The following is a 25942-nucleotide window of genomic DNA, read 5'->3' as shown; positions in this document are numbered from 1 at the left end:
AATACAGTAACCAGGGGCTGCCCGAAACGGTCAGGGCGACGAAGGCGCAATCAGAGAAATGGGGAACGGCGCCCAGGTGTTTCTGGCGTAGCCCAAGTGTTTGCAGCGAGGCATCTATCTGATCTGAGACGAAGTGGGCCTCGTCGATCTCACCCGAGCTCAGCAAAGCTTCAGATCTTCGTCGAGCGTCGTTCGGGTCATCGGTGTTGTTGATAAGAACGACGGTTCGTGCGAAGGGGAAACGTAGGGGGGCTTGCGTTGTCTTAAACCACCCTGGCGCAAGCACTTTCCGGTATGTGCGCTCGTAGACGTTGACAACGAAATCGACCAACTCGTTCATCGGACCTCCCTGCCGTGTCGCGCTTGGCTCTAGGCGTTGTGCGCACAGGGTAACCTTCCGGAGTGACGGGCGCGACGACTGCGAGTGACGGTGGTGGGGTGTCTCAGTCTCAGGTGGCTCCGCACTGGGCCGCCCTCGATGGTCTCCGAGGGCTGGCGGTCGTTGCGGTGCTCATCTTTCACGCGCTTCCGACGGTCTCCCCGAACGGCTTCGCGGGCGTAGACATCTTCTTCGTCCTCAGCGGCTTCCTGATCACCTCGCTGCTTCTGCGGGAGCGAGCCACGACGGGGCGTGTCTCGCTCCGGCACTTCTACATGCGTCGGATCCTTCGGCTCGACCCAGCCTTAATCATGGCAGCCATGGGCGTCCTCCTCCTGGCGTGGTTGGACGGGGAGCTCAGGGAGGCGCTGCCAGGAGTTGCCTCCGCACTCGTCTACATGTCGCACGTGACGATCGCGCTCGGCGTGGACTCAGGCCTTCTCTCCCACACCTGGACCTTGTCGTTGGAGGAGCACTACTACCTCTATTGGCCGGTCGTGCTGCTGGGTCTCCTGCGTGGCGGCTGGTGGCGCTGGGTTGCCATTGCGGGGTTGGTGGCCTTGGCCCTGATGGTGATCCCGGGACTTCTGCCGGGCACCCTGTCCGGTATGTACTGGCGGGGGTTGACGATGATGATCGGCAGCGTCGTCGGCGTCCTGCTGCACTGGCGGCGCACGCTCGTCAAGGGCGACAGATGGGGCGCGCTCGGGTCTTGGGGCCTCCTGCTGCTCGCCGTCGTCGTGCTAGCCCCCATCCATCTGCCAACGGCGCTCTCACGCGGGCCACTGGGGCTACCTGCGCTCCTGTCGGTGGTCGTCATCCTCGGCTTCGTCGGTACGCCCGACTCCATGGGCGCGCGGGCGCTCAGCCTGCCCGTCTTCACATGGGTGGGCAAGCGAGCCTATGGGCTGTACCTCTACCACTTTCCGATCATCCTCTCGCCGCTGGTCCCTGGGACCTTCGAGCGACTCGGGGTGGATGCGCCCCTGGTCGTCGATCTCATCGTTGCCCTAGGGCTGACCATCCTTGTGGCATGGGGCTCCTATCGATGGGTCGAGGTCCCCTTCCTGCGCATGAAAGGCCGCTTCCGGGGTGGGATCGCCGAGGCCGAAACCCCGACCAGAGCGGCCTCGTAGAGCTTGCGCAATCGCGGTGCCTGTGTGACGGCCGAGAACTTCTGATGGAATCGCTGTGCCGCAGCTGCCGAGGCGGTGGCGTAGGTCGCGGGGGCGAGCAACTTCTCGATCGCAGTCGAGACGGATGCTGCGTCTGGCCGGCTCACGAGGCCGGCACCGTCTCCAACGAGGTCTGGTAGGGAGCGGTAGTCGGACACCACCGCAGGTATGCCCTGCGAGATTGCCTCCATCGCGCTGTAGGGCACACCGGTGTCAAAGCCCGAGGGATAGGCCAGCAGGTCGATAGACGGCAGGATCTCTTCTAACAGTTGTGAGCGGGCCACCTGCGAGAACCAGCGGATGCCGGTCCGGTGCTGCTCGGATTCGGAGAGCCGGGCCGGGGAGCCCACAATGATCAGACGGAGCGTGGGATGGCGCTGCCGAAGGGCCGCAAAGGCCTCGAGCACGATCATTCCGCCCTTCGCCGCGAAGTCCCGAGCGACGAAACCGATCGTGCGTGGCGCCTCATCCCGTGCCTCACTGGCCCGTCCCAGGGAGAGGTAGTTGGGTTGGACGGCGATGCGAGCGCTCGGCCAACCCCGCTCCTGCAGCCAGGTCCGCAGGTACTCGCTGGGGCTGATGAAGAGGTCTGCGCGACCGAGCCGAGCCGCGCACATCGTCGCACCCCATAGCCAGCCCAGGGCGTGGTCAATTCCTTCCGCCATGGCCACGCGAGTTCGCCCCCACCCCCACGCGTCGGCGTAGACCCACCTCAGCGGTCCGCCTGCGCTCGCCACGACAGGTGGGTGTGCGCCCAGGAACCGGTGGTGGAAGACGTGCACGTGAACGAGATCGAATCGCTGCGGATTGACACGAAAGATGCGGATCGGTTCTCGGTATGCCAGACCCGACCTGCGCACGAGACGCTCAAGTTTGCGAGCCAGCGCGACGCCGGCCTGCAGGACGAGGTCGGGGCCAGATGCCGCCCTCAACGACTCCCGCGTCCCTAGTTCCGTCAGGTCTCCCTGTGCGATGGCCTCGTCGTAGGTGGTGTACGCCACGCCGGGCGGGGGGGTGCGCACCAGCTGCTCGGTATACGTCACGTCGCCGGACGGAGGATCCAGGGCGGCCACGGGAGAGATCAGCAGCACCCGCAGATGGGGCTGAGTCTGCTCGGACGTACACACGACGGCGGCGCTCCTGGTGGTAGGGGCAATGACAGCCAGGTGTCGAGTGTAGTTTTGCAGCCACGAGCGTCGGACGGAGGGTGAGCGGTGTCTGTGGGGTTTGTCACCAACGTGTACGAACGTACCTACCGGGACGTGCTCTCGCCCGGCTACGTCGCTGGCATCGTCTCCTCACAGCGGCATCAGATGGATGAGGTTGTCGTGCTCATCAACAACGTCGACTCCCGGGGGGACGCCGCGGAACGTGCGGAGAACCTCGTGCGACGCGGGGAGATCACGTCCTTCGCGTTCGTCGCGGACCACATCGACAGCGCCCTCGCGACAGCGGGGATTGGGCGGCGCCAGTTGGGGAAGCGGCCATATCTCGTCGACTTCGGGTTGGTCATGCCGCACGTTCTGTCCACACGATGGTTGCTGGGGTGGGACGCAGAGTCACGTCTCGTCGACCCGCAGAACTGGATCGAGCCTGCCATCGACCTGATGCAGGCCGATCCGAGGGTGTTCCACGTGTCACTGCACCGACCGGCACGCACTGAATGGGAGCCCGTACTGGAGCGGGAGGCCGCTGAGCGGAGAGGTCGATACATCTACAACTGGGGGTTTAGCGATCACGTCTTCCTCGTCGAGCGACAGCGACTGATTGGTGCGCAGTTCCGCACCTTCGCGCCGGCGGCAGTTGTCCGTCACGCGCCGCATCCTTACACCTTCGAGTTTCGTATGGAGAGTTACCAGCGCGCTGCCGGTCTGTTCCGTGCAACAGCAGCAGATGTCCACTACGACACCAACACCAGCCCCCAGGGGTGCTGGCCCGGACGGGGGGTTCTCGATGGGACGATATGCGCATCAGGGCGCTTTGGCAGTTTGGCTGGACCGTGCTCGATCGTCTTCCCTCCGCTTTCGGCCCGCGCTTCAAGCGCTATCCTCCGGATCTCCCGCGTTCGTCCCGAACGGCGCGTTGACGGTCAAAGGATCAGATGACGGGCTGGCCCCGTTGGGGTGCAGGACTGTGCGGTAGACCCAGCAATAGAGATCGGTCACCCGCTCCCACGTATATGCGGAGACGGTCGAGAGTCCCTCAGTTCGGAGGCGCTCCGCCAGGGCAGGGTCAGCCAGGACCTGATCGATCCGATGCGCCGTGGCTGTCACATCCTCGGGATCGATCAGCAGTCCGTCCCCCCCGTCCGTCACGAACCCGGCCGGTCCGCCACGGCATGTGGCGAGCACAGGCGTGCCAGCCGCCCAGGCCTCCAGGACGACGATCCCGAAGGGCTCGACCCGGCTCGGGACGACGACCGCGTCGGCTCTGGCCATAAGGCCCTGCACTTCTGAGGCCGTCCGACGACCGAGGAAGTGGACGCGGTGCGAGATGAAGAGCGACTCGGCCAGTTGCTCAAGACCGCTCCGCGCGCTTCCCTCCCCGACGATCCAGACTGTGGGTTCGAACCGCGACTGCGCGGCCGCACGAAGGAGGACATCAAAGCCTTTCTGCGCGACGAGCCTACCCGCCCCCATCAGCACGGGTTGCTGTCCGCTCTCACCGCTTGGGGAGCATGTGTCTGGGATTGCGCGACGAGGAGTGACACCGTTCGGGACGACTCCCACATCGCGAGCGCCAAATCGGTTTCGCAGGTCGTCCGCAACGAAATCCGAACAGGCCGTGACGACTCCCGAACGGATAGCGCGGCGCAGTGAGACGCGAAGGAGTGCTGATCGATCGTAGATCGAGTGTTCGTCCATGATGGTTTCCCCATGCGATGACACCACCAAGGGACTGCGAGTCATCGTGGCCAGCGCCAGACCATAGGGGCCGTTCGGGCCGAAGCACTGCACGTTGATCACGTCGGGACGGAAAGTTACGTAGGCGCTGATCCACCTCGCCAGAGCTCTGGGAGCCCGCAGGGCCAACGAGCCCAAGGCCCGCACCGATCGCGCCGGCAACGGTGTGGGGAGGTAGCGCACCCGGCATCCGTCCACCACCTCGTCCCGCAGCCCATCTCCCCGGTCGACTGTCCACACCTCGACAGCGTGCCCACGCGCCAGCAGTTCCTTGGAGACGTGGCGCACGTGCTCCTCGACGCCGCCGAAATGCGGGTGATAGGAACTCGAGACGAGCGCGATCCTCATCCTGCTCGGGTCCATCGGCCCTCCTCTGGTCGGTGTGGGTCAAGCCCACCCCGCACGCTAGCCTCTCAGGAAGTTGCCGAGGAGGAGAGTCTTGCCCGAGCTGGCCATCGCGACCACCGCGACCTCGACCCCCATGGGTGCCCAGGCATACCAGGCGGCCATCATTGACCGCGCCCAGCAGGCTCTTGCAGCGGAGAGCCCCCAGCCGTGGACGGTCCGCTCGCTCGTAGCCCGGTCACTGCGGTCTGATCTCCCTGGCAACCGGCGCCTGCCAATGGGGCGCCTATTCACCGCTTCCGAGCGGGAGCGTCGGCTGCTGGGCCAGATGGTGTGGCCCCGGTCCGCCGTCGTGCACCGGATGGATCTGATCCTGCCGCCGCCGGCGGGTCCAGACGTCATCACGCTGCATGACGTGGTGGCGTGGGAGTTCGAGGACGAGTCCGACCCCGTAGCGGCGGCAGCGGCCGAGTTGCGAGCCGCCGACGCAGTCATCTGTGTCTCGGACTTCACCGCCGGGGAGGCCGAGCGGCTGTTCGGGCTCAAGGACGCTGTGGTCATCCCCAACGGCGTCGGCGAAGAGTACTTCGCAGCCGTTCCGCTCAGTGCAAAACAGCTCACCAAGGTCGGATTGCAGCAGCCCTACCTGCTGTACGCCGGCGGGTCGGCCGCCCGGAAGAACCTCCCGGGTCTGGCAGAGGCTTGGCGGTTGGTCCACGATCGTCTACCGGAACACTCACTGGCCCTCGCCGGTCCCCGAAACCCGGTACGCGCCGCTCTCTTCGCGGGCCTGCCCAGGGTCGTCCACCTCGGTCGGCTGCCGGACCCGCTCATGCCGGGGCTCGTTGCCGGCGCTGCCGCCGTCGTGGTCCCCTCCCTCTACGAAGGCTTTGGACTGCCAGCTTTGGAGGCGATGGCGGCCCGGGTGCCTTTGCTCTCCAGCAACCGCAGCTCGCTTCCAGACGTCGTTGGCGACGCTGGCACGCTCGTCGACCCAACCGGCCCGGCTTTGGCCGAGGGGATGGAGCACGTAGCGGTTGGAGGAGCTGTGATCTCGGCTCTGGTCGCCAAGGGACGGAGACGTGCGGCGGAGTTCACTTGGGAGCGCAGTGCGCGCCGCCATGCTCAAGTATGGGACTCAGTGGCGCGATGACCTGAGGCCTGGCAAGAGCATCGATGTTGAAGGCCCGCTGGTGTGGGCGCTGCACGCGTGAGGCAGCCAAGTGATCTGGCGCTAGGGTGCCGCGCATGGGGAAGGTCACCGCAATCATCCCGGCGTTCAATCCGGGTGCCCATCTGACGCGGTCGCTCGGCAGCGTCCTCGCGCAGAGGGATGTAGATCTCGACGTGGTCGTAGTCGACGATGGGTCGGCTCAGGACATCACCGATACGCCGGGCCTCGATGACCCAAGAGTGACGTTGGTTAGGACGCCCAACAGAGGTGTCTCGGCCGCCCGAAACCTTGGCGTGGCTATGACTGATGCTGAGTACATCGCCTTTCTCGATCAGGACGACGAGTGGGCCGCCCCGGACAAGCTCGCCCGCCAGATAGTCGCTCAGACTGAGCATCCCGACGCCGGGTTCGTGCACACGGGCTTCACGTGGGTCTTGGCGGACCGTGAGCAAGACGCGTCCACCCCAGCTCCGGTCAGCTACGAGGACAATCTGGCGGGACGATGCTACGTCTGTTTGTCTTCCATCTTGGTGCGCCGCGATCGCTACGTGACCGTCGGTGGCCACGACCTCACGATGGCACAACAGCAGGACTGGGACCTAGTGCTCAAACTTCTGCGACTATATGGACCCGCGGTTGCTGTCAACGGTCCCCTGGTGCGCTACCACGTTCACGGGGGGAACGCGTCCGGCGACTATGTGCGGGCCGAGGCGGAGTCGGACAGGGTCTTCCGTCGAAACACCTCTCAGGCCACCGCCTCCCTAGTCAGACGGGGACGCCGAAAGGCGGATAGATTGTATGCGTCTAAGGGCGTCGACGCCTCCCGCGAAGCGCTGCACCGTCGTGACTTTGCGGGTAGTGTCAGGCACCTCGCGAACGCTGGGCGAATGGATCCAACGTCGGTCCCTAGGGCGATTTGGGGAACTGTGCGGCGTAGAATTGGGAACGACGGTGGCGCGTGGCGACAGCGGCAAGACTAGCTTGGGTAAGGCATGGGGCACGAGAAGGGGTCACGGACGGGCTAGTCGCGGTACAAGGGTGCTGCACGCATAGGTGATACCTGATCTGCCTAGTCCCTTGCGCTGGGCGGGAGGGGTGTTGACTGGCTCCCCCAACAACCACCCCGTTCGTAGTTTCACACGTCCACCTCCACCGCAACTTGGAAAGGCGCCTACGCTACCCTGCCAGTGTGCAGCCGCAGACTTGTCGGCCGTCGGAACGCCCGAAGCAAATCCAGTATAAAGGTGCGTGCACTATTTGCGAAGCGCCGGTAGTCGCCCTTGGCGAAGTGATGGAACACTGATGCAAACGTGGGGCGCCGCCGCATGACGAGAAAATTTCTTAGACTCTGGAGGTGCTCAACTCTGTCGGCCCGGAAGCTTTGCGAGTCAGTTGCAGCCACCGCATTCAGGACGAGGTCGAGGCGGGCCGTCTCGGCCCTGATCGTGGTGTCGCGGTCGGCGCGTTCCCTTGGACGGTGCCCCTCACGACTCCCTACGACGAGGGACATCGCGGTGAACTGTCGCTCATGCTGGCGGTACTCGGTCAGGTGGCGAGGTTCCATAACGATATCACCAGTGAGCGCGGCAAACACGGCTAGCCAACCGTCGTGAAGGAAGGCCTCATGCAGGTTTGGGGGAAACGGTAGGGCTGCAGAGACGACATCGGAGCGGATGGCCATGGCTGCCCCCGTGACAGTCTGGCCGAGGACCAGCCTGCGTAGACCCAGTTCGTGGAGTAGGCCATCCTCGCCCAGGAGGTCGCTGCTGACGAGGTGGACTCCCGACCACAGACTCACTGATGGGTAGCGCTTGCCCTTCTCGTCAATGAGGTGCGCGTTACCGACCCACAACGTCGTGGACCCTTTCTGGAATGCCCGAACCACCGCGGCCAATTTCTGCGGGTCCCACCTGTCGTCCTGGTCGCACAGTACTACGATTTCTCCAGAGGCCGCCGCTCTAGGCAGGAGTTTCTCCATGTTTGCAACCACGCCCATGTTCCGGGAGTTGCGATGTAGGTGAACTGGAAAAGATTGTCTACCTGCCGAGCGCTGTAGCAAATCCCAAGTTCCATCCTTGGAACGATCATCAGAAACATGGACCACGTCGGGCGGGAGAATTTGACTAGCGATCGACTGTAACTGCTCGGCCAGATGCGGGCGGCCACTGTACGTTGTTAGGGCTACGGCAACTCGGGGCCGGCCGCGCATGGATGCGCGGGGGACCCGCCCGATTTCGTCCATAAGAACAGGATTGATGATCGGGCGCTCGGCGGTCAAGTTCACAGAGGCCTTGCTACTGGCCTCTACTAGCCAGACGCGAGCCTCGGGGAGCGCTCCCCTGGGCGGGGAGATGTGCTTCAGCGGGACTGCGGCGCCTCGTAAAATGGCCCTCCAAACGGGCCGCCTCCCGCGGACGCAGTCGCAGGGTGGCCGTCGCCTAGCAGTCTGGCGGTAGCTAGTGTGGGGAGTATGGGTGATCTTCTCGTCACTGGTGGAGCTGGGTTCATCGGGTCGAACTTCGTGCACCATGTGGTGGAGCACACGGACGCCCGAGTGGTGGTGCTCGATGCCTTGACGTATGCGGCGTCCCGGGAGGCGCTGGCGGGCCTGCCGCAGGACCGGGTGGAGTTGGTGGTGGGGGACATCACCGACGCGGCCCTGGTCGACCGACTGGTGGGGGGCCTGACCGGCGAGGACGACGCGGTGGTGCATTTCGCGGCGGAGTCGCACAACGACAACTCGTTGAACGACCCCTCCCCGTTCATCCGCACGAACATCACCGGCACGTTCACCTTGTTGGAGGCGGTCCGCCGGCACGGGGTGCGGTTCCACCACGTGAGTACGGACGAGGTGTACGGGGACCTTGCGCTGGACGACCCGGCCCGGTTCACGGAGACCACCGCGTACCGGCCCTCCTCGCCGTACTCGGCGTCGAAGGCGTCGGCGGACCACCTGGTGCGAGCGTGGGTGCGCTCGTTCGGGGTGGCGGCCACGTTGTCCAACTGTTCGAACAACTACGGGCCGTGGCAGCATGTGGAGAAGTTCATCCCCCGGCAGGTGACGAACCTGCTGGCCGGGGGTCGGGTGAAGCTGTACGGGTCGGGGGCCAACGTGCGGGACTGGATCCACGCCGACGACCACTCCAGCGCGGTCCTGACGATCCTGGAGAAGGGCACGGTGGGGGAGACGTACCTGGTCGGTGCGGACGGGGAGAAGTCCAACCTGGAGGTGGTGCGGCTGGTGCTGGAGCTGATGGGGCGGGACCCGGAGGACTTCGACCACGTGGCCGACCGGCCGGGGCACGACCTGCGGTATGCGATCGACCCGACCAAGCTGCGCACGCAGCTGGGGTGGGTCCCGCGGTTCACGTCCTTCGAGGAGGGGTTGGCGCGCACGATCGACTGGTACGCCGCCCACGAGGACTGGTGGGGTCCGAAGAAGGCCGCGGTCGAGGCCGCCTACGCCACCCAGGGCCAATGACCCAGGTGCCGAACAGCCGGACCGCGCCGTCTGGTCCGGGGGTGCGGGTCACGCCCATCCCCGGCTTGTTGGTGGTGGACCTGGTCGTGCACGCCGATGCTCGGGGGTGGTTCAAGGAGAACTGGCAGCGGGCCAAGATGGTCGCCGCCGGCCTGCCCGACTTCGCGCCCGTGCAGCACTCGGTCGCCGCCAACGGGCCGGCGGGGGTGACCCGGGGGGTGCACGCCGAACCCTGGGACAAGCTGGTCTCCGTGGTCGCGGGGCGGGTGTTCGGCGCGTGGGTGGACCTGCGCGAAGGGCCGACGTTCGGGACCTCGTTCACGTGCGAGCTGGACGAGGGTGTGGCGGTGTTCGTGCCGGAGGGGGTGGGCAACTCCTACCAGACCCTGACCGAGGGGGCGGTGTACTCCTACCTGGTCAACGACCACTGGTCCCCCGAGGCGACCTACACGATGCTCAACCTGGCCGACCCCACCGTGGCCATCGACTGGCCCATCCCCTTGGCGAACGCCGTCGTCTCGGACAAGGACCGGGCCCACCCTCCGCTGGAGCAGGTCACCCCCATCCCCCAGCAGCAGCCACGGGGCAGGACGTCAGGGCGGGTGGTGGTGCTGGGCGCCGGCGGTCAGCTGGGCCGTGCCCTGCTCGCCGCCCTGCCCGACGCCGACGGACTGGGCCGGGAGGACCTGGACCTGGCCGAACCGGGGGCGGTGGAGGCGTTCGACTTCACCGGCGTCGACGTGGTCGTCAACGCCGCCGCGTACACGGCCGTCGACCAGGCCGAGACACCAGACGGCCGCAGGTCGGCGTGGGCGGCCAACGCCACCGGGGTCGCGGCCCTGGCCCGCGCCGCGATCGTCCACGGGTTCAGGTTGGTGCACTACTCGTCCGACTACGTCTTCGACGGCACCAAAGACGTCTACGCCGAGGACGACCCGCTGTGCCCCACCAGCGTGTACGGCGCGTCCAAGGCCGCCGGCGACCTGGCCGTGTCCGTGGCCCCACGGCACTACCTGGTCCGCACCTCCTGGGTGGTCGGCGAGGGTAAGAATTTCGTGTCCACGATGGCCGACCTCGCCGAGCGGGGGATCGACCCGCGCGTGGTGGACGATCAGGTCGGGCGGCTCACGTTCACCACCGACCTGGCCGCCGCGACCACCCACCTGCTCGACACCGGGGCCCCGTACGGGACGTATGACGTGACCAGTACCGGTGACCCGGCCTCGTGGGCGGACCTCGCGAAGGGCGTGTTCGAGCTGACCGGGCACGACCCGGACCGGGTCACCCCGGTCACCACCGACCAGTACACCGCCGGTGCGACCGGTCCGGTCGCGCCCCGCCCGGCCCGGTCGGTGATGGACCTGACCAGGATCCAGCAGACAGGGTTTCAGCCCACGGACCAGCTGGCCGGTCTGGCGGCATACCTGCACGGAAGGACGAAGCCATGAAGGGGATCATCCTGGCCGGGGGGACGGGGTCGCGGTTGCACCCGATCACCCTGGGGGTGTCCAAGCAGCTGGTGCCGGTCTATGACAAGCCGATGATCTACTACCCGCTGTCCACGCTCATGCTCGCGGGGATCCGGGACGTGCTGGTCATCACCACCCCGCACGAGGCCGACCAGTTCACCCGGCTCCTGGGTGACGGGTCCCGGTTCGGGATCAACCTCACCTACGCGGTGCAGGCCTCCCCGGACGGGCTGGCGCAGGCGTTCCTCATCGGCGCCGACCACGTCACCGGTGGCCCCAGCGCCCTGGTGCTGGGTGACAACATCTTCTACGGGCCCGGCCTGGGCACCCGGTTGCGCAGGTTCGCGGACCTGTCCGGGGCGGGGGTGTTCGCCTACCAGGTCGCCGACCCCACCGCCTACGGCGTCGTCGAGTTCGACAAGGACGGGGTGGCGGTCTCCCTTGAGGAGAAACCCGCCGAACCAAGATCGAGGTATGCCGTGCCGGGCCTGTACTTCTACGACGAGACCGTCGTCGACCACGCACGGCAGCTGACCCCCTCGGCACGGGGGGAGCTGGAGATCACCGACCTCAACCGTACCTACCTGGACGCCGGGCAGCTGCACGTGGAGGTCCTGCCCCGGGGCACCGCCTGGTTGGACACCGGCACCTTCGACTCCCTCAACGACGCCGCCAACTACGTCCGCACCCTCGAAGCCCGCCAGGGCATGAAGATCGGCTGCCCCGAAGAGGTCGGCTGGCGCCAAGGATGGCTCACCGACACCGAACTCCTGCAACGCGCCGAACCCCTCCGGAAGTCCGGCTACGGCATCTATCTCGAGGGGCTCGTCGGCCAGGAGCAGGCCTGACGGAGGGGCCCCCGCCCCTGACCGGCGCGGGTCGACGACGGGCAGCGGCACGGCATACCTGGTGGGGCATCGGCTACGGTGGGGTGGGTCGGGGTCTGCAGGCAGGGGCGAGAGCGGGATGGTGAAGAGGCGGCGGGTTCCCGTGGCGATCGCCCACGACTACCTCACCCAGCAGGGCGGGGCGGAACGGGTCGTGCTGGCCCTGAGCCGGGAGTTTCCGGAGGCGCCGGTCTACACCACCCTCTCCTACCCTGAGGGCACCTATCCCGAGTTCGCCCAGCGGAACGTCCTGGCCAGCCCGCTGAACCGCATACCCGGTCTGGCCGCCGACCACCGGCGGGCGCTCCCGGCACTGGCGCCGGCGGTCAGCGCCACCCGCATCGACGCCGACGTGACCATCGCCTCCAGCAGCGGGTGGGCGCACGGGTTCCGGGCTACGGGAAAGCTCCTCGTCTACTGCCACAACCCGGCACGGTGGCTCTACCAGCGCGACGAGTACCTCGGTGACGACGCGAGCCGGTTGGTCAGGACCGGTCTGTCCGCCCTGACGCCCGCCCTGACCCGCTGGGACAGGGCGGCCGCCTCCCGGGCTGACCGCTACCTGGCCAACTCCCGGGTGGTCAAGGAACGGATCGCCGAGGCCTACTCCATCGATGCCGAGGTGCTGCCGCCACCGCCGGGTCTGCAGACCGACGGGGAGCAGGTGCCCCACCCAGAGCTCGCAGACCTGGCCGACGAGGGCTACTGGCTCGTGGTGTCCCGGCTGCTGCCCTACAAGAACGTCCACCAGGCCGTCGAGGCGTTCCGCGGGAGACCGGAGCACCTCGTCGTCGTGGGTGCCGGTCCGCAGCGCGAGACCCTGCTCGCGAACCTGCCCGACAACGTGCGGCTGGTCTCCGGTCTGACGGATGCGGAGTTGCGGTGGACCTATCGCCACGCCATCGGCCTCGTCGCCCCGAGCCGGGAGGACTTCGGGCTGACCCCGCTGGAGGCAAACTCCTGGGGGTTGCCCGTCGTAGCGCTCCGGGCGGGGGGCTACCTCGACACGGTGGTGGACGGCCTCAACGGCGTCTTCTTCGAGCGGAGCACGCCGGTGGAGATCAGCGGGGCCGTGGACGCCGCCTCGCGGGAGCAGTGGTCGAGGGAGGCGCTGCTGGCGCATGTGCACAGCTTCGGCGAGGAGTCGTTCCGTCGACGGATCCGCGAGATCGTCGACGAGATGGTCGGGGCGGCTCCTCGCTGAGCTCATCTCACCCGTGGGGGTGAGCCAGATCGGACGACGCGTGTCACCATGCGCGATAGGGTGTCGTGTCCCATATTTACTCAAGGCCAGGGGTCGGTCCCGCACGTGACAGTCAAAGATCTGTGGATCGCCGTGCTGCGCCGGTGGCGCGGCGCTGTGTTGCTCCTGCTGATCGTCGTCGGGACAACCGCTGTCGTCACTGCTCAGGCTCCGCGGGTCTACGAGTCGCGGACGACGATCTACTTCGCGGCCGCGGGCGAGGACGGCGAGAGCACGGGCAACCTGTTCGAGATGCCCTCGGGGGAGCGAGCCACGCTGTCCCGGATCGCCCGATCGCCGCTCACTCTAGACCCGGTCCGCGAGGAGCTCGGCTTGGACCAGTCTGTCCCCTTGCATGTGGAGGCGATATCCGCCGGTAGCGACACCGCGCTCTTCGACTTCGTCGTCCGCAGCGACAGCCCCGACCGGGCCGCCCAGGTGGCCGCGGTGGTGCCGCGCCAGCTCGCCGAAGACGCACGAAGCTACGCCCCCACCCTCGCGCAGAGCGGGACGCAGGTGCGGGCCCAGGTCGTCGACGCACCCACCCGCTCGTCGGTGCCCGTCGAGCCGGACCCGATCCGCAACCTGCTGCTCGCCGGCCTGGCCGGGGTCATGCTCGGCCTGGCGTATGCACTCGCAGGGCATGCGCTCGACACCCGCCTGCGAACTGCCGAGGACGTCGAGCGAATTTCGGACCGACCGGTGCTGAGCGCCATACCCATGCTCGAGGGCAAGGGGGACGGGCGGGCCCTCTATGTCTACGACGACCCGTTCGGGTCTCACGCCGAGGCGGTGCGCAAGCTGCGCACCAACCTGACCTTCGTCGACGTCGCCCGCAACGAGGGCACTCATTCGTCGTCACCTCCGCACTTCCAGGGGAGGGGAAGACGACCACGGTCGTGAACCTCGCCCTCGCGATGGCCGAGGGTGGCCGGCGGGTGCTGGTCATCGACGCCGACCTGCGACGCCCGACCGTGGCGGAGAAGCTGGGCCTCGAGGGGGCTGCCGGTCTGACGTCGGTGCTCTCGGGTGAGGCGCAGTTGGACGACGTGCTGCAGCGGTGGGGCGATTCGCAGATGTACGTCCTCTCCGGAGGTGAGGTCCCACCCAACCCGAGCGAACTGCTGGGGTCCAAGGCGATGGAGAACCTCTTCTACCGGCTGCTCCGCGACTTCGACTTCGTCCTTGTCGACTCGCCGCCCGTGCTGCCCGTCACTGACGCGCTCGTCATGAGCCGGCTCACCGGCGGTGTGCTCGTGGTCGTCTCGACGGCGACGCGGCGACGGCACCTGCAAGAGGCGCTCAAGACGCTGCGAACGAGTGACGTCCGGCTCGACGGCTTCGTCCTGACCAAGACCGCGCACGACAAGAGCGGGTCCTACTACCAGTACTACGGCTCCCGCCGTCAGTCAGTTCAGGCTGAGTCCGAGCATCCCCCGAGGTCTCGTCAGCAGGCTCGCTCTCGTCGGAGGGCGGGAGCCAGGACGTGACGTGGTGGTGTCTCCAGTTGAGTCCCAGATCAGACCGTGCTACCCATGACCACGCATCTCTCTGAGCAGCCTAAACACTTTAGTCACCACATGAACGGGGTTCCATTGCCTTCCTCCACCCAGCCCAGCCGCCGCACGCTCGTTAAGGGTGCGGCCTGGTCCGTCCCTGTCATTGCAGCCAGCCAGCCGGCACGCGCGTCCACCGCCAGTTGCATTCTGAGGGTTTCGGCTTCCTGCGCGAGCACTGGACCGGGGAACGGCACGCTCACCGTCTCCTACACCTTCACAGACAACGTGGACGCGCAAACCCCGACAACTCTGTCCTTCAGCGTCGTGCGGACAGGCAGCACGGCCCCGGCACTCACCCTTGGCGCTGGGGTCACCTCCACTCCTACCGCAAATGGCTTCACCCTCACCGTGTCCAGCACGGGGGCGTCAACGACCGGGGTGCTTTTCACGACGCGTGCGGGAACGGCGGGAGAGGACGCGACCTTCATTGTTACTCCGACGACGCCTAGCACGTGCGCTGCAGGTGGGGTCAATGCGCGTGTATGGCGTGAAAGCACCGGGTCGTCGCTCTGTCAGGTGGCCCCCTGACCGCAATCTACCGCTGACGGGACTGTGCGCGGCACGACCAGCTCGGCGGAGCGTAGCAACCCCAGGTCGTCGAACTTCCGTCCGACGATTTGTACGCCGATGGGCCGCCCATCCCCCGTCCGACCGACGTCCACGGTCCCGGCCGGCTGACCGGTCATGTTCCACGGCAGCGTGAAGTTGATGTGCCACATGCCCCGCCCCTCGTCCGGGTAGGGCATCGGCAGTTCGGCCGGGTAGGCCGGGCACGGGGCCACCGGGCTGACGAGCAGGTCGAGGTCCCCTGCCCGGGACCACGCGGCCACCGTCCTTGCCTGCAGGTCGGCGAAGGCGTGGTAGGCGTCCATGACCTCCACCCCGCCCAGACCCGCTCCCTGTCGCGCCCACTCCGCGACGAACGGGTGCACCAGCGCCTGCCGCTCGGGCCTGAGCCGGGACAGGTCGGCCCACGACCGCGCCTGCCAGAACCGGTTGATCCCGTCCAGCACCCCCTGGTCGAGCCACGGCTCCAGCTCGACGACCTCCGCGCCCTCGTCCGCGAACCGGTCCGCGACCGCCCGGGTGGCGGCGACCACCTCGGGCTCGGGCTCCACGCCATACCCGGCGCGGGTCCACACTCCTATCCGCAGTCCGTGCGGCGACCACGGACCCCCGTCGTTCCCCGCTGCCAGGTCGGTCCACGACACGTCCTGCGCCGGCAGGCTGGTCCAGTCCAGCGGGTCCGGGCCGGAGAGGACGTCCATCAGCACCGCCAGGTCCTCCACCCGGCGGGCCATCGGCCCGGCGACCCTGCCCAGGTACGGCGCGTGCAGCGGGATCCGTCCGGCGCTCGGCTTGAGCGAGGCCAGGCCGAGCCAGGTGGCCGGCAGCCGGATCGACCCGCCGATGTCTGTGCCCACGTGCAGCGGGCCGTATCCGGCCGCCGCCGCCACCCCGGCCCCCGAGCTCGAACCACCCGTCGTCCAGTCCGGGTTCAGGGGCGACACCGTCCGCCCGTGCAGGCTGGAGTGGCCGGAGGAGAGCATCCCCCAGTCGGGCATCGTCGTGGACCCCAGCACGACCAGCCCTGCCTCTTTGCACCGACGGGCGACCGGCGAGTCCATCTCCGGCGCGACCGGGTCGACCGCGGCGCACCCGGCGGGCATCGGCACGCCCGCCCGGGCGATGTTCTCCTTCAGCGTGACAGTGACGCCGTCCCACCGGCTCAGCGGGGTCCCGGAGGCCCACCTCCCCTGCGACGCCCGCGCCCGGGCGAGCACCTGCTCGAGCTCGTCCCGCACCCAGAAGGCGTGGAGCTCCGGCTCGCGCTCGTCGATCACCTGCAGCACGTCGGTGGCGACCTCGACCGGGCTCAGCCGCCCCGCGGCATACCCCTGCGACATCTCCACGGCACCCAGGTGGGCGGGCCGCACGCTCACCGCAGCTCGCGGCCCTTCGTCGGCAGCATCCCGTGCTCCATCCCCCAGCGGACCGCCTGAGGGCGGCGGGTCACGCCAACCTTGGCGTAGGCGCTGCGGATGTAGGACTTCACCGTGTTGATCGACAGGTAGGCGCGGCTGGCGATGTCGTCGTTGGTCAGGCCCTGGGTGATCAGCCCGAGGATCTCGGCCTCGCGCGCCGACAGGCCGTGCTCCTGCCCCGGCCAGCGGCCGTGGTCGTCGTCGGGCGCCTCGCCGGAGGCCACCGCCCTGAGGGTGGCGTCCATGTCCGCAGAACCGGGGGTGACGGTCTCCCCGTCGGCGACCCGCTCGATCGCCCGGACGAGCTCCTCCGCGCTGGCGGACTTGGCCACGTAGCCGGCACAGCCCCGCGCCAGCGCCTGGCGCACCAGGGCGGGCTGGGTGTTCCAGCTGTAGACGACGACCTTGCCGGTCATCGGGTTGGCGACCAGGGCGTCGATGTCGTCCGCGTCCGCCTGCGCCTGGGCGAAGGTGTCGTAGAGCGCCACGTCGACCGGGGTGCTGGGCTCGGTGCCGATGTCGAGCTCGACCACCTTGACCCGGTCCGCGTGCGGCCGGAGCATGGCGTCCACCCCGCGCACCACGACGTCGTAGTCGTTGACGATGGCGACGGTCACGGGGGAGCTCACCTGCGGGACACTACAGTGGGGCCGGATCTAAGGCACGTAGAGTAGGTTCCATGCAGCAAGGTCGTGTCAGCATCGTGATCCCGACCTACGACGACGACCCAAAGTTTCTGGCTGAAGCGGTTGCGTCAGCACGGGCGCAGACCCATCCGGACATCGAAATCGTAATTGTCGATGACGGGTCATCCCGTCGAGAGACGCTGGAGTGGCTTAGGCATCTAGGTGACGCCATCAAGGTGGTCCGACAGCAGAACGGCGGGCCAGGATCTGCACGGAATAGCGGGATTGCTATGTCGTCCGGCGAAGTAGTGATCTGCCTGGATGCCGACGATCGGCTATCAGCCAACTATGCGGCTGAGGCGCTGCAGGTGCTGAACGACACCGATGCCGTGGCAGCGGTCCCTTTGGTGCTTGAGTTTGGCGATAGTGACAACGTTTGGGGAGGGGCTGGTGCCGACCTGTCCGAGATCGCTGCACGCTCGATCTCAGTAGCTTCGGGCTTCCGAAAAGTTGACTGGGAGCGCGTCGGACGCATTGACGCTTCCCTGCGTGTGGGCCACGAGGACTGGGAGTTCTGGGTCAGGCTAATTGCACGCACTGGTGGGCGGGCTATAGCGATGCCGTCCGCAGTTCACCATTACCGGGTTCGGTATGGATCGCGGTCTAGGACCTGGTCCTACCGAGACACGATCAACAATACTCGTGCCCGGTACCTCGCCTGGGCGGACGAGGACACGTTGCGCGCCCTGCTGGTGGCGGCATGGCGGGAGCGAGACCGGTTAGCTGCAGAGATGACTCGATATCGAGACGACAAGTACAGCGCTCGTCACTGGTTGCAGCGCGCGAGGAAAGTCCCTCGGCGCATCCGGCGGGCCGTGCGGTCCAGGCGTTGATCAAATTCGGGGCGAACCCGTGCCCCGTAGTTGCACTCTGCGCCCGGGCCTGACCTTTACCATGACGCTGGGATAAGCCACCCCGACCAAGGCGGTCCATTCGTACGGCCAGAAGAGGGCGGGTGACTGTCACCGCCGTCAATCTTGCGGTCGTGCATCGGATCGCGCTGGCGGACGGTCCTACCGTGTGCCTCCTTCGGCTGGGTCAGTGACCCCGAGGTTTTTCGTGCAGTGGTGGGCGCCTCCTCCGTGGAGTGTCTCGGTAGATCACAGTCGGTCTCGGTGAGGACCCTCAACTCAAGGCAGCAGTCGGACGGAGGCGCCGGACTAGGCTGGCGGCATGCCCACCGCCTCGCTCGCGCGACGTCTCGGGCTGCCCCTCGCGGGGCTCGCGCTGGTCGTCCCCCTGCTGGTCGACGTGCCGGGGCTGGACGAGCCGGGCGAACGGATGCTCGGCATCTTCCTCATGGCGATCGTCCTGTTCGTCACCGAGGCGATCCCCCTGGTGGCCACGGCCGTGGTCATCATCCTGCTCGAGGTGCTCATGCTCAGCGAGCAGGCGCTCGTGCCGCTGGGCGAGCCGGCCACCTCCGCGCGGGACGTGTGGGCCAGCCTGGCCGACCCGGTCATCATCCTCTTCCTCGGCGGGTTCCTCATCGCCGACGGCGCGGCGAAGTACGCCCTCGACCGCAACCTGGCCGCCCTCATCCTCACCCCGTTCAAGGGCAGCGCGCGGTCGGCGCTGCTGGCGCTGATGCTCATGACCGCGGTGCTGTCGATGTTCATGTCCAACACCGCCACGACCGCGACGATGTTCGCCGTCCTGCTGCCGGTGCTCTCCAGCCTGCCGACCCTGGGGGCCCGCACCGGCTTCGCCCTCGCCGTGCCGCTGGCCGCCAACGTCGGCGGCATCGGCACCCCCGTCGGGTCCCCGCCCAACGCGCTGGCGCTCGCCGCCCTCATCCAGCGCGACGAGCGGGTCTCCTTCCTCGAGTGGATGGTCGCCGCCGTGCCCCTGGCGCTGCTGCTGCTCGTGGTCGGGTGGCTCTTCCTGTCCTGGCGCTACGTGCCCGGCCGCACCGCCCTCGACCTGGACCTGCAGGTCAAGTTCAAGAAGACCCCGCCGGCCCTCGTGTTCTACGCCACCGCCGCCCTCACGGTGCTGCTGTGGCTGAGCGAGCCGCTGCACGGCATCCCCTCCACCACGGTCGGGTTCCTGCCCGTCGTCGTGCTCCTGGCCACCCAGGTGATGACCGGCGACGACCTACGCGCCCTGCAGTGGCCGGTGCTGTGGCTGGTCGCGGGTGGCATCGCCCTGGGCAACGGCGTCGGCGCCAGCGGCCTGGACGAGTGGCTCGTCGGCCTCGTCGACTGGGGGGTGCTGCCGGGCGCGGTCCTGCTGCTCACCCTCGCCGGCCTGGCCTGGGGGCTGTCCAACGTCATCTCCAACTCGGCCACCGCCAACCTGCTCATCCCGATCGCGCTGCCGCTGGCCCTGACCGTCGACCAGGACCTGGTCACCGTCGCCCTCGTCGTCGCGCTCTCCTGCAGCCTGGCGATGATGCTGCCGATCTCCACCCCGCCCAACGCGATCGCCTACGCCACCGGCACCGTCCAGACCCCGCAGATGGTGGTCACCGGCCTGGTCGTCGGGGTGCTCGGCGTGCTGCTCGCGGTCCTCGTCATGCCGCTGTGGTGGCGCCTCCTCGGGATCGGCTGAGCCCGTGGACGCCCGCGCGCCGCGCACCGTCGTCGTCGGGACCGGCCCGGTCGCGGAGGCGGCCGTCGCCGAGCTGGACGCGCTGCGGGTGCCGGCGCCCGGTGCGCTCGCCGAGCCGGGCGTACGCTCCGCCGGGTCGGTCGGCCTGGCCGTGGTCGTCGTCGGCAGCGCGGACGCCGACGGCATCGTCACCCGGGTCCTGGGCGCCCTGGGCCACCCCCGCCCCCGCGTGCTCGTCGTCACCGAGCGCCTCGAGCTGCCCGACCTGGCCCGCAGCCTCGACGCCGGCCACCTCGGCGGGGTCGTCATGGCCCCGTGGACCCCGGGCAACCTGCGCCGGTATGCCGACGCGCAGCTCGCCCGGTGGGTGCGCCGGCGAGGGGGGCGGGCGGCGGAGGTCGCCGAGGAGCGTGCGGCTGAGCCCGAGCCGCGTGCGAGCGGGCTGCTGCGCCACCTGCACCAGGACCCGGAGACCGCGGCCGCCGAGCTGCTGGAGGCGGTCGAGTCGGTGCTCGGCCCCCGACCGCGCCTGCAGCTGCCGCCGCACGTGCGACTGACGATCGAGGACGACGACGTCGGACAGCTCTTCCTCGTCCTCAGCGGCCGGGTCGCGCTGTCGGTCAACACCGGGGCCGGGGCGCTGACCCTGCACCACGCCTCGACGGGGCCGCTCATCGGGCTGGTGGCCCTCACCGGGCCGCAGGCGGCGACGGTGACGGCCCGGACCACGACCGACTGCGAGGTGGTGCCGCTGACCGTTGAGCAGCTGGACCGGGCGCTCGCGGGGGATCCGCGGGTCGGTGCGGCGCTGACCGCTCTGACCGTGCGGGCCCTGTCGGCCCGGCTCCGGCGGGCGGAGCGGCTGCACGTGGAGAAGGCCGAGCTGGCCACCGAGCTGCAGCGCACGCTGCGCGAGCTGGAGGCCGCCCGCGCGGGTCTGGTCGAGCAGGCGCGGATGGCCACCCTGGGCGAGACGACCGCCGGCGTGGCCCACGAGCTGAGCAACCCGATCGCCGCGGTGACCCGAGGGGTGGAGCACCTCTCGGCGGACCTGCGCGTGCTGCTCGGGGGAGGCGACCAGCAGTCCGTCCGGGCGGCCTTCGAGGCCGCCGAGACCCGGGAGGCCGTCCCGGCCAGCGCGGAGCGGTCGCTCCGCCGGGAGCTGGCCGCAGCCACCGGGGCGACCCCGTCGCAGGTACGCCGGCTCGTGGCCGCCGGGGTCACCGACGCCGCCCGGGCCAGGGCCCTGCTCGCCGGACCGCCCGAGGAGCTGGCCCGGGTCGAGGCCGCCGCCGGGATCGGCGCGACCCTGCGCTCGCTGCGGACCGCGGCCGCCCACGTCGGCAGGCTGGTCGAGGACCTGCGGGTGCACGCCCGGCCCGACGACCCCGACGCCCCCCTCGGGCCGACCGACGTGGCGGCCACGATCCAGGACGCTCTCGGGCTGGTCGAGCACCGGCTGGCCGGGCTGACGGTCGACGTCCGGTGCGACGACGACCTGCCACCGGTCGGGGCCCGTCCGGGACGCCTGACCCAGGTCTGGGCCAACCTGCTGGCCAACGCCGCGGACGCGCTCGACGGATCCGGCCGGATCACCGTCCGGGCGCAGCGCACCGACGACCGGGTGCGCGTCGAGGTCGAGGACGACGGCCCCGGCGTTCCCCCCTCCCTGCAGGGGCGGATCTTCGAGCCGCGGTTCACCACCAAGCACGGGGTCGTCCGCTCGGGGCTGGGCCTGGGCCTGGGCATCTCGCGGAGCATCGTCGTCCAGCACGGCGGCACCATCGGCCTGGAGTCCGGGCCCGGGCGGACCCTCTTCACCGTCGACCTGCCGGCCCTCACGACGTCAGCCGGCGCCCCCACGTCCGGAGCCGACCCGCCCGCGGGGCGCGACGGCATACCCCCTGGCCCCACCGAGGAGAAGGAGCGGCGATGAAGCTCGTGGTGCTCGTCCTGGAGGACGAACCGGACGTGCGCGAGGCGCTGGAGCGCGACCTGGAGCCGCTGACCGCGCACGTGCGGGTCGAGCCCGCGCAGGACGTGGCCGACGCCCGGGCCGTGATCGCCGAGGTGGCCGCCGACGGGGACCTGCTGGCCGTGGTGCTCGCCGACCACCGGCTGCCGGGGACGAGCGGGGTGGACTTCCTCGTCGAGCTGGCCCGTGCGGAGGAGACGGCGCACGTGGCGACCGTGCTGGTCACCGGGCAGGCCGACCAGGCGGACACGATCCGGGCGGTCAACGAGGCGGGGCTGGACCACTACGTGGCCAAGCCGTGGGACGCCGAGGAGCTGCGGCGGGTGGTCCGGGAGCAGCTGACGGACGTCGTCGAGCGGACCCGGGTGGATCCGCTGCCGCACCTGGCCGTGCTGGACCAGGTGCGGGCGATGGAGCTGGTGAGGAGACGGTCGGGCTAGGAGGGTCTGCCGGCAGCGACCGGCCCTACCGGGGGTCCGGCTCGAGCACCTCGACCGCCAGGACGGTCGGCAGGTGCCGGGCGATCTCCGTCCAGGTGTCCCCCTCGTCCCGGCTGGCGAACACCGACCCCGTGTTCGTCCCGAAGTAGACCCCGGCCGGATCCCGGCGGTCGCCGCCCATGCCCTGGCGGAGCACGGTGAAGAAGCACGCCTCCTGGGGCAGACCCTCCTGCAGGGCCTCCCAGGTCCCGCCGGCGTCCCGCGAGCGCCAGACCGCGGCAGCGGCGTCGGGCGGGTAGCGGCCCTCGGTGTCGCCGTTGAGCGGCACGGTCCACAGGGTCCGAGCCTCGCGGGGGTGGACCTGGAGCGGGAAGCCGAACGTCGACGGCAGACCTGCGGTGATGTCGTGCCAGCTGAGACCCCCGTCGTCCGAACGCCAGACGCCGTGGTGGTTCTGCTGGTAGAGCAGGCCGGTCCCGCCGGCGGCGTGCTCGAGGTGGTGCACGCAGAAGCCCGTGTGCCCGTCCGAGGCCGCCGCGGGGTGGGTGTTCCCCTCGCCGTCGGCGGGATCGGCCAGGTCGTTGCGCCGCTCCCAGGTCACCCCGCCGTCCTCGGTGGCGAAGACCCCGGCGGCGGAGATCCCCACCCACATCCGCTCCGGGTCCTGGGGGTCCGCGACGATGGTGTGCAGGACGAGACCGGCCGCGCCCGGACCCCACTCGGGGGCGGACGGGTGGTCGGTCAGGCCCTTGACCCTGGACCACGTCGCGCCGTCGTCGTCGCTCGTGAGGAGCTCCGCCGGCTTCGTGCCCGCGTAGAGCCGGTCGCCCGCGCGGCCCAGGGACCAGACCTGGGAGAAGTCCTCGCCGAACGGGGCCACCTGGTCGGCCCAGCCGATGGACTCGGCGAACGCGGGGTCCTCGGCCGCCCACGCGTCCAGCTCACCGGTGGTCAGCTTGGTCAGCTCCCAGGTCCGGCCGACATCACGCGAGCGCCAGACGCCGGCGCCGAACCAGTCGTCACCACCCCCGGCCCAGACCGACCCGGTGGCCGGGTCGCCGACGACGTGATTGATGGCCCAGCCGCCGCAGTAGGGCCCCCGGACCGCCCAGCTGGTGCGTGCGGCGTCCCCGTCGAGGACGAACGCGCCCTTGGTCGTCCCGACCAGGAGGTGGACGGCTCCGTCGGACATGGCAGGTCCCTTCGTCGCGCGCCGTCGGCTCGTCGGTGCCGGACGGTCGATCCAGTGTTCCGTCGCAACCGTCCGACGGCAAGGGTTGTGCGGGGCTCTCAGCTGGCCGGTCTTGAGGGGTCAGACCCTCAGAGCTGGGACCGTCGTGACGGAAGGAGTCCCTGCCTGCTGGCCATGCGCTCCTTCTTGCGGCGGGAGCTGCGAGGAGCGTCGGGGTCCGCCACGGGATCCGGCCAATAGCTGTCCCTGTAGTAGCTGCGCAGGGCGGGAGAACCGAGCAGCTCGCTGGGGTTGGGCGGGATGGGCCCGGAGCCCAGGACCGTGAGCTTCGCGTCGGCGAAGGACTGGAGGACGTCCTCGTACTCGGCGTCACCGATCAGCAGGTTGGTCAGCCCGGCGTGGCTCGCGAGCCCCAGGTACTGGGCCATCCCTGGGTCGACAAAGGTCCGTCTCGACGACGCAGACTCTCGAACCCCCCTCGGCGATAGCCAGCGCGAGGTTGACGGTGGTGGTGGGCTGGCCCTCCTCCGGGACGGATGAGGTCAGCACGATCGAGGACCGGTGGCGGGCTGCGTCGATGAACTGCAGGGTTGATCCGCAGGGTCCGGAACGCCTGGGCCCGGGGAGAGTGCGGGTCTCCGTGCACTATCAGCGGACTGGCCCTCGTCTCCTTGAAGAACTGCAGTCCGCCGATCACGACCTTGTCGGTGACGTCCTTGACGTCCGCGTCCTTGCGGACCACGGTGTCGGTCAGGTGCCGCAGGAGGGCGAGCCCCAGTCCCAACACCAGCCCCGCGATCCGCCCCACGGCGGTGTTCAGGAACTCGTTGGGGCTGTCGGGTCGGTCGGGTGGGGTGAGGGCGCGCAGGATCGTCACCTGGACGGGGGAGCTGGACTCCGAGCTGTTCTACAGCCTGGGCACCACCTTTTGAAACTGCTCGCTGACCGCGTTGGCGACGTCGGCCGCGCGGCCGCGACCGAACCGGCCAGCGTGCACAGAACGGTCAACCACACGTGTCTGCGCAGGACGCGGAGGTAGTCGGTCAGTTCCACTAGTGCTGCAACTAGGGGCCTCGAGGCAGGGGCAGTGTGACACGAGCTCGTGCAGCCGACGCTGTGCTGGACGGACGTGGTGACGCTGGGCGAAGAGCAGGGGCTCCTCCGAGGCTGTGCTCCCCCCTCGCGTCCCGGTGCAGGCTGCGGGAGACGAGGACGACGGTCAGAAAGAGTGAGACGAAGTAGGGAGACCGGAGGCTGATCTCCCAGATCGGTTCGGTGAGAAACCCCAGTGCGGGGGCGAGGGCGAAGATGGCCGGCAGCGGACCCCTGCTGGCCCAGCAGGCCCGCAGGATGCCCCCGAGGGCGAGGAGGAAGAGCACCGCACCGACGAGACCGACCTGGCCCAGGACATAGGCTCCCTGGCCGTGCTCGTGAGCCAGGTACCAGTTGGCCATGCTGGAGTAGTACGCGTCGTAAAGGGTCTCGCGGCCCGGGCCGAGGAGCTTCTGGTCCGACCACGCCTCGCGAATGAGGCGGTAGATGAGACCCCGACCGGTGAGCGACATGTCCGGCAGCGTGAAGACAAGCGCTCCCGAGACGAGGAAGGTGATCAGCGGCACCGCGCCGACGACCTTGCCGGCGTCCCCGTGGTGCGCGCGGGTGGCGCGTCTCCGGACGATCGCATAGCTCCACAGCGCGGCCAGGGTCACCACGGCCCCGGTGCGGCTGCCCGTGAGGAGGATGGTCGTCGTGACCAGGACCAGGGTGGCCCGCCGCAGCACGGGTCGGTCGATGAAGGCGACCGTCGGCAGGAGGGTTGCCAGGTACATCCCCAGGACGTTCTCCTGGGGGAAGTAGCCCCGCAGCAGCCCGCCCGCGGCGGTGCATTTGTCGGGCCTGCACGTGGCCCAGCCCCGGGTCGGGTCGACGAGGGTGAAGACAGCGACGGACAGTGCGGTCAGGCCGGCGACGGCCCCGACCCGTCCCATGGCCGGCGCCTCCAACCTGGCGACGCCGGCGGCGAGGACCACGAGGAGGGTCAGGACGGCGTACAGGAGGGTGCTGGGCTCGCTGCGACCCCGCAACACCTCGGCGAGGAGGACGAAGAAGGCGAGCAGGGCCCAGTTCGTCACCGTGAACGTGTCCCCACGCAGGCTGCGCACCACGAGGTGGACCGCCGCCGTGGCCGCGAGCCCGGCGGCCCCGAACTCCAGCAGCGGGGCCGTCCTGCCCTCGGAGACGAAGTGGACGGCGCCGCTGAGGTCGCGCACGGTCGTGGCCCGGTCCACGACGGTCTTGACCAGCTGGACGACCGGGAAGGTCGCTGCCAGGACGACGACGAGGACCGACGACGTGAACCCGAGGTCGACCGTGGAAGCACGGGTCGAGGGGGTGTCCGCCTGGGCGGCTGGCCGATCTTCGGTCATCCGGGCCTCCTCTCTCAGCCGGTCGCAGCGCGGACCGGGGCGCCGCTCGAAGCCTATCCGGAGGAGTTGG

General features: G+C 69.0%; 23 protein-coding genes. 14 read left to right on the top strand and 9 right to left on the bottom strand.

Translation table 11 applies throughout. From position 1 onward, the window contains the following. The first annotated feature begins 402 nt into the window (after positions 1-402). Positions 403-1515 carry an acyltransferase family protein gene (locus ACWHYA_RS04295; RefSeq protein WP_425942931.1) on the top strand — a complete coding sequence of 371 codons (1113 nt, stop codon included), beginning with the start codon at positions 403-405 and terminating at the stop codon, positions 1513-1515. On the opposite strand, the gene ACWHYA_RS04290 is transcribed toward ACWHYA_RS04295, so the two are convergent. Further along, positions 1422-2645, bottom strand: a complete 1224-nt coding sequence (locus ACWHYA_RS04290) for a glycosyltransferase family 4 protein (RefSeq protein ID WP_425942932.1) — start codon at positions 2643-2645, stop codon at positions 1422-1424. The genes ACWHYA_RS04295 and ACWHYA_RS04290 overlap by 94 nt on opposite strands. Before the next feature lie 123 nt (positions 2646-2768). Between ACWHYA_RS04290 and ACWHYA_RS04285 the strand changes: the two genes are divergently transcribed. Beyond that, positions 2769-3659: a hypothetical protein gene (locus ACWHYA_RS04285; protein ID WP_448095535.1), complete on the top strand. Its 891-nt coding sequence runs from the start codon at positions 2769-2771 to the stop codon at positions 3657-3659. Here ACWHYA_RS04285 and ACWHYA_RS04280 read toward each other — a convergent pair. Continuing rightward, the gene (locus ACWHYA_RS04280) at positions 3591-4820 is read right to left on the bottom strand and encodes a glycosyltransferase family 4 protein (protein ID WP_425942934.1); all 1230 of its coding nucleotides are present in this window, start codon (positions 4818-4820) and stop codon (positions 3591-3593) included. The genes ACWHYA_RS04285 and ACWHYA_RS04280 overlap by 69 nt on opposite strands. Before the next feature lie 343 nt (positions 4821-5163). Here ACWHYA_RS04280 and ACWHYA_RS04275 point away from each other — a divergent pair, with 343 nt between their 5' ends. Together ACWHYA_RS04275 and ACWHYA_RS04270 are read left to right on the top strand one after the other, a co-directional pair. Then, a complete protein-coding gene (locus ACWHYA_RS04275) occupies positions 5164-5955 on the top strand; it encodes a glycosyltransferase family 4 protein (protein WP_425942935.1) in 792 nt (263 codons plus the stop codon). A 95-nt stretch (positions 5956-6050) separates the two neighbouring features. After that, the gene (locus ACWHYA_RS04270) at positions 6051-6956 is read left to right on the top strand and encodes a glycosyltransferase family A protein (protein WP_425942936.1); all 906 of its coding nucleotides are present in this window, start codon (positions 6051-6053) and stop codon (positions 6954-6956) included. A gap of 191 nt (positions 6957-7147) precedes the next feature. On the opposite strand, the gene ACWHYA_RS04265 is transcribed toward ACWHYA_RS04270, so the two are convergent. Continuing rightward, positions 7148-8185, bottom strand: coding sequence for a glycosyltransferase (locus ACWHYA_RS04265; RefSeq protein ID WP_448095639.1), 1038 nt, complete (start codon positions 8183-8185; stop codon positions 7148-7150). A gap of 261 nt (positions 8186-8446) precedes the next feature. On the opposite strand from ACWHYA_RS04265, the gene rfbB reads away from it, so the two are divergent. From rfbB to ACWHYA_RS04235, 6 genes are all read left to right on the top strand, one after another. Further along, on the top strand, positions 8447-9457 hold the full coding sequence (gene rfbB / locus ACWHYA_RS04260) for a dTDP-glucose 4,6-dehydratase (protein WP_425942938.1): 1011 nt from the start codon (positions 8447-8449) through the stop codon (positions 9455-9457). Beyond that, positions 9454-10905 (top strand): sugar nucleotide-binding protein, encoded by a 1452-nt coding sequence (locus tag ACWHYA_RS04255; protein WP_425942939.1) that lies wholly within the window; start codon positions 9454-9456, stop codon positions 10903-10905. The genes rfbB and ACWHYA_RS04255 overlap by 4 nt, the downstream gene beginning before the upstream one ends. Next, positions 10902-11774 (top strand): glucose-1-phosphate thymidylyltransferase RfbA, encoded by an 873-nt coding sequence (gene rfbA, locus ACWHYA_RS04250; protein WP_425942940.1) that lies wholly within the window; start codon positions 10902-10904, stop codon positions 11772-11774. The genes ACWHYA_RS04255 and rfbA overlap by 4 nt, the downstream gene beginning before the upstream one ends. A gap of 142 nt (positions 11775-11916) precedes the next feature. Next, positions 11917-13017 (top strand): glycosyltransferase, encoded by a 1101-nt coding sequence (locus ACWHYA_RS04245; protein ID WP_425942941.1) that lies wholly within the window; start codon positions 11917-11919, stop codon positions 13015-13017. A gap of 105 nt (positions 13018-13122) precedes the next feature. After that, complete coding sequence (locus tag ACWHYA_RS04240; protein WP_425942942.1) at positions 13123-13959, top strand: YveK family protein; 837 nt, start codon at positions 13123-13125, stop codon at positions 13957-13959. Further along, positions 13956-14546: a CpsD/CapB family tyrosine-protein kinase gene (locus tag ACWHYA_RS04235; protein WP_425942943.1), complete on the top strand. Its 591-nt coding sequence runs from the start codon at positions 13956-13958 to the stop codon at positions 14544-14546. The genes ACWHYA_RS04240 and ACWHYA_RS04235 overlap by 4 nt, the downstream gene beginning before the upstream one ends. A gap of 83 nt (positions 14547-14629) precedes the next feature. Here ACWHYA_RS04235 and ACWHYA_RS04230 read toward each other — a convergent pair whose 3' ends face one another. From ACWHYA_RS04230 to ACWHYA_RS04220, 3 genes are all read right to left on the bottom strand, one after another. Beyond that, the gene (locus tag ACWHYA_RS04230) at positions 14630-14815 is read right to left on the bottom strand and encodes a hypothetical protein (RefSeq protein WP_425942944.1); all 186 of its coding nucleotides are present in this window, start codon (positions 14813-14815) and stop codon (positions 14630-14632) included. A gap of 312 nt (positions 14816-15127) precedes the next feature. Continuing rightward, positions 15128-16558 (bottom strand): amidase, encoded by a 1431-nt coding sequence (locus tag ACWHYA_RS04225; RefSeq protein ID WP_425942945.1) that lies wholly within the window; start codon positions 16556-16558, stop codon positions 15128-15130. Beyond that, positions 16555-17229: a response regulator transcription factor gene (locus ACWHYA_RS04220; protein ID WP_425942946.1), complete on the bottom strand. Its 675-nt coding sequence runs from the start codon at positions 17227-17229 to the stop codon at positions 16555-16557. Before ACWHYA_RS04220 ends, ACWHYA_RS04225 begins: the two co-directional genes overlap by 4 nt. A 50-nt stretch (positions 17230-17279) precedes the next feature. Here ACWHYA_RS04220 and ACWHYA_RS04215 point away from each other — a divergent pair, with 50 nt between their 5' ends. The 4 genes from ACWHYA_RS04215 to ACWHYA_RS04200 all read left to right on the top strand — a co-directional run bounded on the left by ACWHYA_RS04215 (position 17280) and on the right by ACWHYA_RS04200 (position 22254). Further along, the gene (locus ACWHYA_RS04215) at positions 17280-18119 is read left to right on the top strand and encodes a glycosyltransferase family 2 protein (protein WP_425942947.1); all 840 of its coding nucleotides are present in this window, start codon (positions 17280-17282) and stop codon (positions 18117-18119) included. 340 nt (positions 18120-18459) lie between these two features. Next, positions 18460-19839, top strand: coding sequence for an SLC13 family permease (locus tag ACWHYA_RS04210; RefSeq protein WP_425942948.1), 1380 nt, complete (start codon positions 18460-18462; stop codon positions 19837-19839). A 4-nt stretch (positions 19840-19843) separates the two neighbouring features. Further along, the gene (locus ACWHYA_RS04205) at positions 19844-21775 is read left to right on the top strand and encodes a sensor histidine kinase (protein ID WP_425942949.1); all 1932 of its coding nucleotides are present in this window, start codon (positions 19844-19846) and stop codon (positions 21773-21775) included. Next, the gene (locus tag ACWHYA_RS04200; RefSeq protein ID WP_425942950.1) at positions 21772-22254 is read left to right on the top strand and encodes a response regulator; all 483 of its coding nucleotides are present in this window, start codon (positions 21772-21774) and stop codon (positions 22252-22254) included. The genes ACWHYA_RS04205 and ACWHYA_RS04200 overlap by 4 nt, the downstream gene beginning before the upstream one ends. 25 nt (positions 22255-22279) lie before the next feature. On the opposite strand, the gene ACWHYA_RS04195 is transcribed toward ACWHYA_RS04200, so the two are convergent. The 3 genes from ACWHYA_RS04195 to ACWHYA_RS04185 all read right to left on the bottom strand — a co-directional run bounded on the left by ACWHYA_RS04195 (position 22280) and on the right by ACWHYA_RS04185 (position 25872). Continuing rightward, positions 22280-23446, bottom strand: coding sequence for an exo-alpha-sialidase (locus ACWHYA_RS04195; protein WP_425942951.1), 1167 nt, complete (start codon positions 23444-23446; stop codon positions 22280-22282). Between the two features lie 128 nt (positions 23447-23574). Then, positions 23575-23874 (bottom strand): hypothetical protein, encoded by a 300-nt coding sequence (locus ACWHYA_RS04190; protein ID WP_425942952.1) that lies wholly within the window; start codon positions 23872-23874, stop codon positions 23575-23577. Positions 23875-24510: 636 nt separating this feature from the next. After that, entirely contained in the window at positions 24511-25872 is a 1362-nt protein-coding gene (locus ACWHYA_RS04185) for an O-antigen ligase family protein (RefSeq protein WP_425942953.1), read from the bottom strand. Positions 25873-25942 lie beyond the last annotated feature (70 nt).

The organism is Ornithinimicrobium carbonis (assembly GCF_977012275.1).
Note: the sequence above shows the minus strand (reverse complement) of the source record. Positions and strands in the feature narration are given on the sequence as shown.

Excerpts from the sequence above, each read along its gene's own strand:
- ACWHYA_RS04280 (WP_425942934.1), bottom strand. The coding sequence starts at position 4,820 with ATGGACCCGAGCAGGATGAGGATCGCGCTCGTCTCGAGTTCCTATCAC.
- ACWHYA_RS04275 (WP_425942935.1), top strand. The coding sequence starts at position 5,164 with ATGGATCTGATCCTGCCGCCGCCGGCGGGTCCAGACGTCATCACGCTG.
- ACWHYA_RS04270 (WP_425942936.1), top strand. The coding sequence starts at position 6,051 with ATGGGGAAGGTCACCGCAATCATCCCGGCGTTCAATCCGGGTGCCCAT.
- ACWHYA_RS04265 (WP_448095639.1), bottom strand. The coding sequence starts at position 8,185 with ATGCGCGGCCGGCCCCGAGTTGCCGTAGCCCTAACAACGTACAGTGGC.
- rfbB (WP_425942938.1), top strand. The coding sequence starts at position 8,447 with ATGGGTGATCTTCTCGTCACTGGTGGAGCTGGGTTCATCGGGTCGAAC.
- ACWHYA_RS04255 (WP_425942939.1), top strand. The coding sequence starts at position 9,454 with ATGACCCAGGTGCCGAACAGCCGGACCGCGCCGTCTGGTCCGGGGGTG.
- rfbA (WP_425942940.1), top strand. The coding sequence starts at position 10,902 with ATGAAGGGGATCATCCTGGCCGGGGGGACGGGGTCGCGGTTGCACCCG.
- ACWHYA_RS04215 (WP_425942947.1), top strand. The coding sequence starts at position 17,280 with ATGCAGCAAGGTCGTGTCAGCATCGTGATCCCGACCTACGACGACGAC.
- ACWHYA_RS04210 (WP_425942948.1), top strand. The coding sequence starts at position 18,460 with ATGCCCACCGCCTCGCTCGCGCGACGTCTCGGGCTGCCCCTCGCGGGG.
- ACWHYA_RS04200 (WP_425942950.1), top strand. The coding sequence starts at position 21,772 with ATGAAGCTCGTGGTGCTCGTCCTGGAGGACGAACCGGACGTGCGCGAG.
- ACWHYA_RS04195 (WP_425942951.1), bottom strand. The coding sequence starts at position 23,446 with ATGTCCGACGGAGCCGTCCACCTCCTGGTCGGGACGACCAAGGGCGCG.
- ACWHYA_RS04190 (WP_425942952.1), bottom strand. The coding sequence starts at position 23,874 with ATGGCCCAGTACCTGGGGCTCGCGAGCCACGCCGGGCTGACCAACCTG.
- ACWHYA_RS04185 (WP_425942953.1), bottom strand. The coding sequence starts at position 25,872 with ATGACCGAAGATCGGCCAGCCGCCCAGGCGGACACCCCCTCGACCCGT.